Source organism: Streptomyces sp. AK08-02 (assembly GCF_033795085.1).
GTDB classification, from domain to species: domain Bacteria; phylum Actinomycetota; class Actinomycetes; order Streptomycetales; family Streptomycetaceae; genus Streptomyces; species Streptomyces echiniscabiei.
In genome coordinates this window covers 81,082-92,793 of sequence record NZ_JARAZV010000012.1, presented here as the reverse complement: position 1 = coordinate 92,793, position 11,712 = coordinate 81,082, and the positions used below count along the sequence as shown (strand labels likewise).

Sequence of the window (11,712 nt, the reverse complement as noted above, 5' to 3'; positions counted from 1 at the left end):
GCTGCGACGGCTCAGCCCACGCCCGCCGCGGCCCGGTTGGTCGTGGCGATCGTCGCCGAGCCGACGACGCGTGTGCCGTCGTACAGGACGATCGCCTGACCCGGCGCCACCCCGCGCACGGGCTCGGTGAACGTGACCTCCAGGGTGCCGTCGACCAACTCGGCGGTCACCTCGGTCTCGCCGCCGTGGGCGCGCAGTTGGGCGGTGTAGGTGCCGGGCCCGGTGGGGGCCGCTCCGCACCAGCGCGGCCTGATCGCGGTGAGTGCGTCGACGTCGAGGGCGGCGGCCGGGCCGACCGTCACCGTGTTGTTCACCGGGGAGATGTCGAGGACGTAGCGCGGCTTGCCGTCGGCGGCCGGGGTGCCGATGCGCAGGCCCTTGCGCTGGCCGATGGTGAAGCCGTAGGCGCCCTCGTGCGAGCCGATCTTCGCGCCGGACTCGTCGACGATGTCGCCCTCGGCGCGGCCCAGTCGGTTCGCCAGGAAGCCCTGGGTGTCGCCGTCGGCGATGAAGCAGATGTCGTGCGAGTCGGGCTTCTTGGCGACCGCGAGACCGCGCCGCTCGGCCTCCGCGCGGATCTCGTCCTTGGTGGTGAGGGTGTCGCCGAGGGGGAACATCGCGTGGGCGAGCTGCCGGTCGTCGAGCACGCCGAGGACGTACGACTGGTCCTTGGCCATGTCGGAGGCGCGGTGCAGTTCACGGGTGCCGTCCGCGAGGACGATCACCTGCGCGTAGTGGCCCGTGCAGACCGCGTCGAAGCCGAGCGCGAGGGCCTTGTCGAGGAGCGCGGCGAACTTGATCTTCTCGTTGCAGCGCAGACACGGGTTGGGTGTGCGGCCCGCCTCGTACTCGGCGACGAAGTCGTCCACCACGTCCTCGCGGAAGCGTTCGGCGAGGTCCCAGACGTAGAAGGGGATGCCGATGACGTCGGCCGCGCGCCGGGCGTCGCGGGAGTCCTCGATGGTGCAACAGCCGCGCGCACCCGTACGGAAGGACTGCGGGTTCGCGGACAGGGCGAGGTGGACGCCCGTCACGTCGTGGCCGGCTTCCGCCGCGCGGGCGGCGGCTACGGCGGAGTCCACGCCGCCGGACATGGCGGCCAGTACGCGGAGGGGCTGCTGCGAGGTGTGAGTCATAACCCCTCAAGGGTACGGGGCGCCGGGAACCGGGGCGCGCGAGTATCCGTTCACGCTGACATGGAGGAAACACAGGCCCGGCGGGACACGGACCGCGGTCTCGCGCGGGACGTCCCCCGGCAGTCGCGGAGCGGGGGCCACGGGCGGGCCCCGGGGGACGGCGACCGGCGGATCGGGCGGCGCGCCCTGCTCATCGGCGGTGCGGTGGCCGCCGTCGCCACGGGCGTGCTCGCGCGCGACGAGCTGAGGCATCTGTGGTGGCGGGTGCCCGGGGTGTCGAAGCCGCGCAAGGAGGGCGAGGTCGACTTCGCGGGGGCGCGCTGGGTGCCGGCCTCGTCGGCGAACTGGCGCATGGCGGACCGGCCCGACGACTACGACGTGGACCGGGTGATCATCCATGTCACGCAGGGCAGCTTCGCCAGCGCGGTGAAGGTCTTCCAGGACCCGGGCCACGGAGCGGCGGCGCACTACGTCGTCCGCGAGGACGGCCGGATCACGCAGATGATCCGCGAACTGGACGTGGCGTTCCACGCGGGCAACCGTGAGTACAACGAGCGGAGCGTCGGCATCGAGCACGCGGGTTTCGTGGAGCGGCCGGAGGACTTCACGGACGCGATGTACGCCGCCTCGGCACGGCTGACGGCCAGGGTCTGCGCGCGGTACGGCATACCCGTCGACCGGGAACACATCATCGGGCATGTGGAGGTACCGGGTACGGACCACACAGATCCGGGGCCGGGATGGGACTGGAAGAAGTACCTGCGGCTGGTGGAAGAGGCGGCCGCGGCCACTCCCTGACCCCCCCCCCGTAAAATCCTGTGACGAAAGTCACACCTTCGCGATGTCGTGAGCAATTCGGGTGTGTCGGCCGCCCGATGTGTCCCATGCGCCGAAGATGACCTGCGGATCCCCAACCTCGCCTTTCCACAGGGGAGTTGGCAGGCACGGCAGTCGCACAGCCTCCTGGGTTCGCTCCTATCTTCGCCCCAGTCTTTACATAGGGCTTAGCCCAAAGATCCACAGCCATGACCATGAACCCCAACACAGATGCCACCTCCGGCGCGGCACCCCGGCTCGACGCCGACCACGAGTCGGGCGAGCGGGACGGCAGCGGCAACCGGGCGAAGAGCCGGAGCGGCAAGGGACTCCACCGGCGGAAGTTCCTCGGCGGGATGGCCGGCGTCGGCCTGGGCGCCGTGGCGGCGGCGGGCGCGACCTTCGGGCTGCTGACCGACGCCGGCCGCAAGGCCAGCGCGGCGACGAACACGGCCTCACTGCCCATCCCGGACCTCCTGGAGGGCAGCACCGCCGACGGCACCACCACCTTCACCCTGGAGGCGAAGAGCGGCACCAGCGAAGTGATCAGCGGGGTCACCAGCACCACCGCCGGCTACAACCAGTCGTTCCTCGGCCCGACCATGAAGTGGACCACCGGCGACAAGGTCCTGCTGAACATCACCAACAGCCTCACCGAGGAAACCACCGTCCACTTCCACGGCGCCCACGTCCCGCCGACGATGGACGGCGGCCCGCAGAACGCCTTCGCCGCCGGGGGTACCTGGGCCCCCACCTTCACCGTCCTGGACGAGGCCAAGACCCTCTGGTACCACCCGCACGCCCTGGGCACCACGGCCAAGCAGGCCACCCACGGACTGGCCGGGATGATCATCGTGGAGGACGACTCCACCGCCTCCGCCGCCCTGCCCAGCGACTACGGCGTCGACGACATCCCGCTCGTCTTCCAGTGCCTGGCCGTCTCCGCCGCGGGCGACATCAAGTACGACCAGGCCGGATACCTCACCTCCGGTCTCAAGTACCCGGTGCTGGTGAACGGCACCAACGTCGACGACACCACGCTCACCTTCAGCGCCACCAAGACCCGCAACCGCTTCCGGGCGCTCAACGCCTCGCCGTCGGACATCATCACCCTGACGCGCAGCGACGGCGGCAAACTGACCCAGATAGCCACCGACCAGGGCTATCTGACGGCGGCGACCACGGTGGAGTCCATCCGGCTGGTCGCCGGCGCCCGCGCCGAGTTCACCATGGACGTCACCGAGGACGTCACACTCCAGGTCACCATCACGACCGGCTGGATCCGCGGCGGCTCGGGCACCTACGACTTCCTCACCGTCGCCGCGGGCGGCACCGACACCCCGGCCGACCTGCCGAGCAGCCTCAACACCATCGAGCGGTACGACACATCCGGCTTCACGGCCCGCACCATCACGCTCAGCAACACGGGCGCGACGATGAAGATAAACGGTTCGGCCGGGCTCAGCATGGCCAGCATGGCCATGATCAGCACCACGCTGGGCGCCAAGGAGATCTGGACGATAACCAACGCCTCCCAGCTGGAACACTCGTTCCACCTGCACGACGTGCCCTACCAGCTCGTCGCGATCAACGGGGCGACTCCCACCGGGGTCGAACTCGGCTGGTACGACACGTACGAAGTGGTCGGCGGCGGCTCGATCAAGATAGCCATGGAGTTCACCGACTTCGCCGACGACACCTACATGTACATGCTTCACTGCCATCTCCTGCAGCACGAGGACGAGGGCATGATGGCGTCCCTGATGGTCACGGAGAGCTAGCCGCTCTCTCGGCCCCGGGTCCCACCGGGCGGGCCGCCGCCGGCGGCGAAAGCACCGGCGGCGGCCTCCGCCCCGCCGGCGCGAGGGCCAGGCCGGCGGCCGCAGAGCCCGGAACCGCCGCCGTCCCGGTGCACGGGTACCGGGACGCAGCCGCGGTGCCGAGCGCGGGCGCGGTTTCGGTCACAGGCACAGGCGCGGTCCCGGGCGCGGGCACGATCCCGGGCACGGGCACGCCCCCCGGCCCCGGTCACTGGCGCGGTCTTGGGCGCGGGCACGGTCACAGGCGCGGTCTTGGACGCGGGCGCGGTCTCGGGCACGGCCCCGGTCACAGGCGCGGTCCTGGGCGCGGGGACGGGCGCGGCCCCGGTCACAGGCGCAGGCGCAGGCGCGGTCCCGGGCGAGGCGGCGCGAGCAGGTCCCCGGACGGGCGCGGCCCCGCTCCCGCGCGGCCCTACGCCAGTCCCGCCGCGCGAGCCCGCTTCACCACCGGGGCGATGACCTCGGCGACCGCCTCGACGTCCGCCTCCGTGGAAGTGTGGCCGAGGGAGAAGCGGAGGGTGCCACGGGCCAGGTCCGGATCGGTGCCGACGGCCAGGAGGACATGGCTGGGCTGGGCCACCCCGGCGGTGCAGGCGGAGCCGGTGGAGCACTCGATGCCCTGGGCGTCGAGCAGCAGGAGCAGGGAGTCGCCCTCGCAGCCCGGGAAGGTGAAGTGGGCGTTGGCCGGGAGCCGGTCCACCGGGTCACCGCCCAGGATCGCGTCCGGAACCGCCGTACGGACGGCCGTGACCAGGGTGTCGCGCAGGGCGCCGATCTCCCGGGCGAACCAGCCCTGTTGTTCGGCGGCGAGCCGCCCGGCCACCGCGAAGGAGGCGACGGCCGGCACATCGAGGGTGCCGGACCGAACGTGCCGCTCCTGCCCGCCGCCGTGCAGCAGTGGTACGGGGCTGTACTCGCGGCCCAGGAGCAGGGCGCCGATGCCGTACGGGCCGCCGACCTTGTGGCCGGAGACAGTCATCGCGGCGAGCCCGGAGTCGGCGAAGGAGACGGGCACCTGGCCGTAGGCCTGCACGGCGTCGGCGTGCAGGGGAACGTCGAACTCGCTTGCCACGTCGGCGAGTTCACGGACCGGCATGATGGTGCCGATCTCGTTGTTGGCCCACATCACGGTCGCCAGGGCGACACTGCCGGGGTCGCGGGCGATGGCCTCGCGCAGGGCGTCGGGGTGCACTCGGCCGTACGCGTCGACCGGGAGGTACTCGACGACGGCGCCCTCGTGTTCGCCGAGCCAGTGCACGGCGTCGAGGACGGCGTGGTGCTCGACGGGGCTGGCGAGGACGCGGACGCGCGCCGGGTCGGCGTCCCGCCGGGCCCAGTAGAGCCCCTTGACGGCGAGGTTGTCGGCCTCGGTGCCCCCAGCGGTGAACACGACCTCGCTGGGGCGGGCGCCGAGCGACTCGGCGAGCGTCTCGCGGGCCTCCTCGACCGTGCGCCTGGCTCTGCGGCCGGCCGCGTGGAGTGAGGAGGCGTTACCGGTGACGCCCAGCTGCGCGGTCATAGCCTCGACCGCCTCCGGAAGCATCGGTGTGGTCGCGGCGTGGTCGAGGTATGCCATGGTGCCGTGATTCTACGGCGCCCCGATGACGGGACCGGGGGGAGGTCGCCGTCAGAAGCTCCAGGAGACGGTGTGGTCCAGCTGCATGAGGGTCACCAGGACCACCAGGTCGGCCACGCCGAGGCCGAGGCCCAGCAGGGCCCGGCCGCGTCGGGCGGTGCCGCGCCAGAGGGCGACGACGGCCAGCGTGATGGCGACGGGGCCGAGGAAGATGTTGAGGACCAGGAGGCCCGGCAGACCCAGGAGGAAGGACGCGACGGCCATGCTGTCGGCGTCGCGGCGGGTGGTGGGCTCGGTACGGCCGGTGGCCGATGCGGTGAGTTGCATGGTGATCAGCTCCGACGGGCGAGGCGCTCACGGAGCGCGAAGATGCCGAGCCAGGCGGCGATGCCGGCCGCGGCCAGGACGCTGAACGAGACCGGGAGATGGGCGACGGTGCCCATCACCATGCCCAGCAGCAGTAGGACGGCTACGAGGAAGAACATGGGAGGAGTTCCCTTTCGTCACAGTTCAGTGAACGCTTGTGGTAACACTTGTTCACTGACTCCCGAGTCTAGCGCGTCTCCCGGCTTTTCAATTACAGAGAACAGTTGTTAACTGCATGGCATGAGTCACACTCTCGGCGTCCGGCAGGTCCAGAAGCAGAAGACCCGGCAGTCGCTTCTGGACGCGGCGCTCGGGCTGTTGGAGGACCAGAGCCTGAGCAGCCTCGGTCTGCGCGAGGTCACCCGGGCCGTCGGCGTCGCCCCGACCGCCTTCTACCGGCACTTCCGCTCCACGGCGGACCTCGGTGTCGCCCTCGTCGAGGAGGCGCTCGGCAGCCTCCACCCGATGATCGGTACGACGGTGTCCGGGTCCGGCGACAGCGAGGACCGGATAGTCCGCGCGGTCGAGCTGATCGCCGGTCACGTCCAGGCGCAGCCCGCCCACGTCCGTTTCATCGCGCGCGAGCGGCACGGCGGGGTCCAGTCGGTCCGCGAGGCCATCCGGGACCAACTGGCCCGGTTCGCCGAGGAGGTGCGGGACGCGCTCGCCGAACAGCCCGAGTCGGCGGGCTGGACCGAGGAGGACCTGCTGATGCTCGCGGGCCTGTACGTCGACCAGATGCTGATGACGGCCTCCCAGTTCCTGGAGACGCTGGACGCCCCGGCGGCACGGCGCGAACAGGTGGCCCACCTGGCCACCCGCCGGATGCGTCTGATCGCCATCGGCCGCCGACACTGGCTGGCCTGACCCGACCCGACCCGACCCGCCCCGAGCCGACCTGACCCGAGCAGACCCTGCCCCGCCCTGCCCGCGTAACGCGTCCCCGGACACGCATGTGGGCGGCGCGCCCGTCCGTCGAGCGCGCCGCCCATGCCGTACCCGCGAGGCCTCCGGCCCCGCCGCCGTCAGCCCTGCTGCTGAGCCTGCTGACCCTGGCCCTGGCCCTGCCCGCCGCCGGGGCCGCCACCGCAACCGCCGCCACCCTGGCCACCACCACCCTGGCCACCGCCACCGGGGCCGCCGGACGGCATCCCCGAGGGGGCGCCGGACGGCGCCGCGCCGGTCGGCATGCCCGAGGGAGCCCCCGAGGCGCCGCTGGTCGGCGCACCCGACGGGGCGCCGCTGGGCGCACCCGAGGGGGCACCGGACGGACGCTGGCAACTCTGCCCGGAGGTACCGGAGTTGCCGCTGGTCGAGGTCGACGAGTCACCCGAACCACAGGCGGTGAGCACCAGCGGGGAGAGCGCCAGCAGGGCCACGGCGGGGACGAGACGCACACGCTTCATGAGAAACAACTCCAGGAAAGATGAGGGAGTTTCGAGGCGGGCATCGAATCAACGACACCTGGTACTTCCTTGAGTACGCCCTGTTCTCTGCCTGTGCGTCAGGTAAAGCGCGCCTATAGAGACGCGCCCGACCTGGCCTTTCTCCCCGTACCGCAAACTACTCACTGGTACAGGTCCGTGACAGAAGCCGTCGTGCCGCCCCTATCCGAGCCGTACGCTCGCCAACTGCCGTGACTGGGCGACGAGTCGGTCGGCGCTGTCCCAGACCTCGGCGTCCTCCTCCAGGAAGCCGCCGGCCAGGTTGCGGGTCGTTATCGAGACCCGCAGCGGGCCCGGCGCGGGACGGCAGCGCACGTGCACGGTGAGCTCGACCGTCGGGACCCAGCCGGACAGGCCGATCTCGAACGCGGTCGGCGGCAGCGCGTCGACGGCGAGGAGCAGCGCGATCGGGTCCGGGTCGCGGCCGTCGGCGAGTCCGAACCAGGACCGCATCTCCCCCTTGCCGGAGGGCGCGCCGAGCGCCCAGCCGAGCGTGGCCGGGTCCAGCTTCAGCAACAGCCGGTCGACGATGGCGGAACCGCCGGGGACCGGACCGGGCGCGTCCTCCTGCCCGAAGCACTGGTCCATGGGCGGCATCGCGGGCGGCGCGGCGGTCGTCCGGACGTCGTCGGGCAGGGCGTCCAGGTCGCCGTAGGAGGCGAGGACACGGATCCGCTCGACCTCCTTGCCCTCGTCGTCGTACTGGAGGAGCGAGGCCGTGCCGGTCGACAGCGAGCGTCCGGCGCGGACGACCTCCGTGCGGACCACGGCCGGGCCCGGGCGGGACGCGGTGAGGTAGTGCGCGGAGATGGTGAAAGGGTCGCCGTGCGGGAGTGCGTCCGCGAGGGCGCGGCCCAGCACCGCCAGCAGATAGCCGCCGTTGACGGCGTTGAGGATGGTCCAGCCTGCGGAGAGTTCGGCGTCGTAGACACCGGGCGCACGCCGGGTGACGGCGGTGTCGCGGTCGAACTCACTGTCGCCGATGGTGGCCCGCGCGGACTGGACGGAAGCTGCTTCTGGCATGCGTGAACGATACAGCAGAGCAATACTAAGCGGTAGCTTTGTGCTGTGGAGCGGGAATCGCACACTTGGTAAGTGCCCGGATTGTCTTGGGTAAGGGTTTCTCCGCACCCGTGACCTCTCCGCCCCGATCGGCCTCCTCACAGACATGAGCCTCACCGGTACGCCGTTCCTCATCACGACGATCGCGCTCGCCGCCGTCGCCGTACTGCTCCCCCTCGCCCTCTGGTCCCGGGTGCGCGGGCCCGTCCTCGTGCGGGGCGCCGCCCGGCTGCTGATGGTGCTGTTCGCCCAGGGCACGGCGGTCACCCTGGTCTTCCTGCTGGTGAACAACTCCAACAACCTGTACGACAACTGGGGCGACCTCCTCGGCACGGGCGACCACGTCCAGGCCGCCGCCGACCTCGGCCCCGACGGCACCGGCGGTATCTCGCTGCGCAAGCTGCCGAAGGTGCGCCAGACCTTCCGCGAGGCCAACGGGCCCGGCATGCACGCGGCCGGCGGCGTCGAGGTCACCGACCTCAGGGGCCAGGTGTCGGGCGTCGACGCCGAGGTCTACGTCTGGCTGCCTCCGCAGTACCACGAGGCCGCTTACCAGCACCGCCGGTTCCCGGTCGTCGAGCTGCTGCCGGGCTACCCGGGCTCGGCGAAGTCCTGGTTCGGTTCGCTGCACGCGCACGAGCAGCTGCTGCCGCTGATGAAGAGCGGCCAGATCACGCCCTTCATCCTGGTGTCGCCGCGCACTACGCTCATCGCCGACGCGGACACGGGCTGCGCCAACATCGCGGGCCGGGTCAACGCGGACACCTGGCTCAGTGTCGACGTCCCGAAAATGGTCACGGACAACTTCCGCGCCGAGAACGGACCGGGCGGCTGGGCCGTCGCCGGGTACTCGGCCGGGGCACACTGCGCGGCGAAGCTCGCCGTCGCGCACCCCGACCGCTACCGGGCCGGGGTGTCCCTGTCGGGCTACAACGACCCGGCCGGGGAACCCCTCTCGCTGGCCGCCGAGACCCCGCAGCTCAGGGCCGCGAACAACCCGTACCTGATCCTCAAGCACGACCGGATCCCGCCCGCGATCGCGCTCTACGTCTCCGGCGAGTCCGGCGACGGCTACGAGGCCGGCAGGGCCCTGCAGAAGGTGGCGAAGCCGCCGACGGCGGTGGACGTGGTGTTCCTGCCGCGCAGTGCCGGCGGCCACAACATGGCGCTGTGGCGGCCCCAGATCACCACGGTGTTCCGCTGGCTGACCCAGCAGTTCGACGCGGGCGGCCAGAAGGCGGGCGGCGGCACGACCGGCACCACCGGCTCTACCGCGCGGACTCCTCGTCATGGGCCGTCGACCGCCGGTTCCACGCGCGCGGAGCTCGCCAGTGGTACCGCATCGCGAGCAGCCGCAGTACGAAAGCCGTGACGACCGCGAGCCCGCTGGTGAACGGGTTGAGCACGTCGTAGCGAATGCAGAGAACCACCAGCGCGGAGCCGACGATCGCCGGGACCGCGTACAGGTCTCGGTCCCAACGCAGCAGGGAGGGAACCTCGTTGGCGAGGACGTCACGCAGCACTCCGCCACCCACGGCGGTCGCGAGACCGAGGGTGGCGGAGGCGGTGAGGCCGAGGCCGTGGTCGTACGCCTTGACCGTGCCCGTGACGCAGAACAGGCCGAGCCCCGCCGCGTCGAAGACGTTCACCCCCGCCTGGATGCGCTCCACCTCCGGGTGGAGGAAGAAGACCAGCAGGGCGGCGAGCAGCGGCGTCAGGAAGTATCCGAGGTCCGTGAACGCCGCCGGCGGCACCGCCCCGATGACCAGATCCCGCAGCAGCCCTCCGCCCAGCGCGGTGACCTCGGCGAGGACGGCGATCCCGAAGACGTCGAAGTTCTTGCGAACGGCGAGCAGGGCGCCCGAGATCGCGAAGACGAAGATGCCGACGACGTCGAGGGTGTGCTGGACGGAGGGGCTGAAGAGCTGGTGAATCACCCCCGTATTGTGACCGCGGCCGTCCTACGGGGCCGCAGAGGCTTGCGGGACGGGCAGGGCGGGCTTACAGGGCGGGCTTGCCGGTCGTGAACAGCCACGTCCGGAACAGGTCGTCGAGCTGCTTGCCGCTGATCTTCTCCGCGAGCCGGATGAAGTCGTCCGTGTTCGCGTTGCCGTACCGGTGGAGTCTGGTCCAGGTGGGCAGGAGCTTGAAGAAGGCGGGGTCGCCGATGCGTTCGCGGAGCATCTGGAGGGTCATCGCGCCGCGTTGGTAGACCGCGGAGGCGAACATGGTGTCGCGCTGCGGGTCGCCGACGACGGTCTGCCAGAAGGCGCTGGTGTCGGGGCGGGAGTTGTATCCGGCGAGGAAGGAGTCGTGCGCCGAGCGGGTGCCCTTGTGCTCGGCCCACAGCCACTGGGAGTAGGTCGCGAAGCCCTCGTTGAGCCAGATGTCCTTCCAGCGGTCCACCGACACGGAGTCGCCGAACCACTGGTGGGCCAGCTCGTGCACGATGGTCGTCTCGTTGCGCACGGCCGAGTACACCGGCTTGGTCTGCGTCTCCAGCGAGAACCCGGCCGCCGGCATGTCGTCGACGATCGCCCCGGTCTCCTCGAACGGGTACGGCCCGAAGACCTTCGACCAGTAGTCGGTGGCCTCGGCGGTCACCGCGTACACGTCGACGCTGTTGCTGTTCGCGAGCACCGGGTCGATGGCCACGTAGATCGGCGTCCCGCCGGGTGTGACGCCCGTCTTCACGTCGAACTTCCCGATGGTGGCGGTGGCGAGGTAGGTCGCCATCTGCTTCTTCTCGCGCCAGTGGGTGTACGTCGAGCCGCCCTTGTCGTACGTCGACACCAGCCGGCCGTTGGAGACGCCGGTCAGTCCCTTCGGCGCCTTGATCCGGATGTCGAAGGACGCCTTGTCGGAGGGGTGGTCGCTGGACGGGAACCAGGTGGAGGCGGCGTTGGGTTCACAGGCGACGAAGACACCGTCGTCTGTCTTCATCCACCCGTACTGGGAGCCGAAGACGATGGGCCCGCCCAGCGGTTCGGGAACGCCGCCGTAGGTGACGGCGACCTCGAACTCCCGCCCCTTGGACAGGGATCCGTGGGGCGTGACGCGTATCTCGTCGCCCGCGCGCGTGAACTGCGCGCGTCTGCCGTCCACTTCGACCCGTGTGACCTCCAACTGCTGGAGGTCCAGATCGAAGGACGAGAGGTTCTGGGTGGCACGGGCGGTGATGGTCGTCAGCCCGTCGAGACGGTCGGTGTCCGGGTTGTAGGCGATGTCGAGGGCGTAGTGCCTCGCGTCGAAACCACCGTTGCCGAGCTGCGGGAAGTAGGAGTCACCGATGCCGTCGGCCCCCGGGGCCGGGTGGGAGGAGGCTGCGATCACGAGGAAAGAGGCCGCCGCGGTGGCGACGGCCCCTAAACGTGCCGAACGGGAGAGTGCCATGAGTCATCCCTTTTCGAACGTGCCGGTCGGATAAGACGGACACGGACGACTCTGCGCTCCCCCGTTCAGGCATGTGCATGACTTTGCCAACTTGTCAT

The 11,712-nt window shown here is 70.8% G+C and carries 12 protein-coding genes; 4 read left to right on the top strand and 8 right to left on the bottom strand.

Features of this window, described 5'->3' with window-relative positions:
* Positions 1-11: 11 nt before the first annotated feature.
* Positions 12-1,136 carry a tRNA 2-thiouridine(34) synthase MnmA gene (gene mnmA / locus PV734_RS25155; RefSeq protein ID WP_319095005.1) on the bottom strand — a complete coding sequence of 375 codons (1,125 nt, stop codon included), beginning with the start codon at positions 1,134-1,136 and terminating at the stop codon, positions 12-14.
* A 60-nt stretch (positions 1,137-1,196) separates the two neighbouring features.
* Here mnmA and PV734_RS25150 point away from each other — a divergent pair, with 60 nt between their 5' ends.
* Positions 1,197-1,934: an N-acetylmuramoyl-L-alanine amidase gene (locus PV734_RS25150; protein ID WP_319292006.1), complete on the top strand. Its 738-nt coding sequence runs from the start codon at positions 1,197-1,199 to the stop codon at positions 1,932-1,934.
* A gap of 227 nt (positions 1,935-2,161) precedes the next feature.
* Positions 2,162-3,733, top strand: a complete 1,572-nt coding sequence (locus PV734_RS25145) for a multicopper oxidase family protein (protein ID WP_319292003.1) — start codon at positions 2,162-2,164, stop codon at positions 3,731-3,733.
* 451 nt (positions 3,734-4,184) lie between these two features.
* Here the strand turns inward: PV734_RS25145 and PV734_RS25140 are convergent, their stop codons facing one another.
* The 3 genes from PV734_RS25140 to PV734_RS25130 are packed head-to-tail and all read right to left on the bottom strand — an operon-like array spanning position 4,185 to position 5,833.
* Positions 4,185-5,348 (bottom strand): cysteine desulfurase family protein, encoded by a 1,164-nt coding sequence (locus tag PV734_RS25140; RefSeq protein ID WP_319095002.1) that lies wholly within the window; start codon positions 5,346-5,348, stop codon positions 4,185-4,187.
* 51 nt (positions 5,349-5,399) lie between these two features.
* Positions 5,400-5,675, bottom strand: coding sequence for a DUF4190 domain-containing protein (locus PV734_RS25135; RefSeq protein WP_319095001.1), 276 nt, complete (start codon positions 5,673-5,675; stop codon positions 5,400-5,402).
* Positions 5,676-5,680: 5 nt separating this feature from the next.
* A complete protein-coding gene (locus PV734_RS25130; protein ID WP_006375553.1) occupies positions 5,681-5,833 on the bottom strand; it encodes a hypothetical protein in 153 nt (50 codons plus the stop codon).
* A 121-nt stretch (positions 5,834-5,954) separates the two neighbouring features.
* Between PV734_RS25130 and PV734_RS25125 the strand changes: the two genes are divergently transcribed.
* Entirely contained in the window at positions 5,955-6,581 is a 627-nt protein-coding gene (locus PV734_RS25125) for a TetR family transcriptional regulator (protein ID WP_319095000.1), read from the top strand.
* 158 nt (positions 6,582-6,739) lie between these two features.
* Here the strand turns inward: PV734_RS25125 and PV734_RS25120 are convergent, their stop codons facing one another.
* Positions 6,740-7,120, bottom strand: a complete 381-nt coding sequence (locus tag PV734_RS25120) for a hypothetical protein (RefSeq protein WP_319094999.1) — start codon at positions 7,118-7,120, stop codon at positions 6,740-6,742.
* A gap of 201 nt (positions 7,121-7,321) precedes the next feature.
* Positions 7,322-8,182, bottom strand: a complete 861-nt coding sequence (locus tag PV734_RS25115; protein WP_319094998.1) for a thioesterase family protein — start codon at positions 8,180-8,182, stop codon at positions 7,322-7,324.
* 145 nt (positions 8,183-8,327) lie between these two features.
* On the opposite strand from PV734_RS25115, the gene PV734_RS25110 reads away from it, so the two are divergent.
* Entirely contained in the window at positions 8,328-9,593 is a 1,266-nt protein-coding gene (locus PV734_RS25110) for an alpha/beta hydrolase (protein WP_319094997.1), read from the top strand.
* On the opposite strand, the gene PV734_RS25105 is transcribed toward PV734_RS25110, so the two are convergent.
* Positions 9,490-10,158, bottom strand: a complete 669-nt coding sequence (locus PV734_RS25105) for a trimeric intracellular cation channel family protein (protein ID WP_319094996.1) — start codon at positions 10,156-10,158, stop codon at positions 9,490-9,492. The two genes, PV734_RS25110 and PV734_RS25105, sit on opposite strands and share 104 nt — an antisense overlap.
* Positions 10,159-10,222: 64 nt before the next feature.
* The gene (locus PV734_RS25100; protein WP_319292000.1) at positions 10,223-11,614 is read right to left on the bottom strand and encodes a M1 family metallopeptidase; all 1,392 of its coding nucleotides are present in this window, start codon (positions 11,612-11,614) and stop codon (positions 10,223-10,225) included.
* Positions 11,615-11,712 lie beyond the last annotated feature (98 nt).

What these genes read in the sequence shown, in the direction of transcription:
- PV734_RS25110 (WP_319094997.1), top strand. Translation starts at nt 8,328, where the DNA reads ATGAGCCTCACCGGTACGCCGTTCCTCATCACGACGATCGCGCTCGCC.
- PV734_RS25125 (WP_319095000.1), top strand. Translation starts at nt 5,955, where the DNA reads ATGAGTCACACTCTCGGCGTCCGGCAGGTCCAGAAGCAGAAGACCCGG.
- PV734_RS25135 (WP_319095001.1), bottom strand. Translation starts at nt 5,675, where the DNA reads ATGCAACTCACCGCATCGGCCACCGGCCGTACCGAGCCCACCACCCGC.
- PV734_RS25130 (WP_006375553.1), bottom strand. Translation starts at nt 5,833, where the DNA reads ATGTTCTTCCTCGTAGCCGTCCTACTGCTGCTGGGCATGGTGATGGGC.
- mnmA (WP_319095005.1), bottom strand. Translation starts at nt 1,136, where the DNA reads ATGACTCACACCTCGCAGCAGCCCCTCCGCGTACTGGCCGCCATGTCC.
- PV734_RS25100 (WP_319292000.1), bottom strand. Translation starts at nt 11,614, where the DNA reads ATGGCACTCTCCCGTTCGGCACGTTTAGGGGCCGTCGCCACCGCGGCG.
- PV734_RS25145 (WP_319292003.1), top strand. Translation starts at nt 2,162, where the DNA reads ATGACCATGAACCCCAACACAGATGCCACCTCCGGCGCGGCACCCCGG.
- PV734_RS25120 (WP_319094999.1), bottom strand. Translation starts at nt 7,120, where the DNA reads ATGAAGCGTGTGCGTCTCGTCCCCGCCGTGGCCCTGCTGGCGCTCTCC.
- PV734_RS25140 (WP_319095002.1), bottom strand. Translation starts at nt 5,348, where the DNA reads ATGGCATACCTCGACCACGCCGCGACCACACCGATGCTTCCGGAGGCG.
- PV734_RS25115 (WP_319094998.1), bottom strand. Translation starts at nt 8,182, where the DNA reads ATGCCAGAAGCAGCTTCCGTCCAGTCCGCGCGGGCCACCATCGGCGAC.
- PV734_RS25150 (WP_319292006.1), top strand. Translation starts at nt 1,197, where the DNA reads ATGGAGGAAACACAGGCCCGGCGGGACACGGACCGCGGTCTCGCGCGG.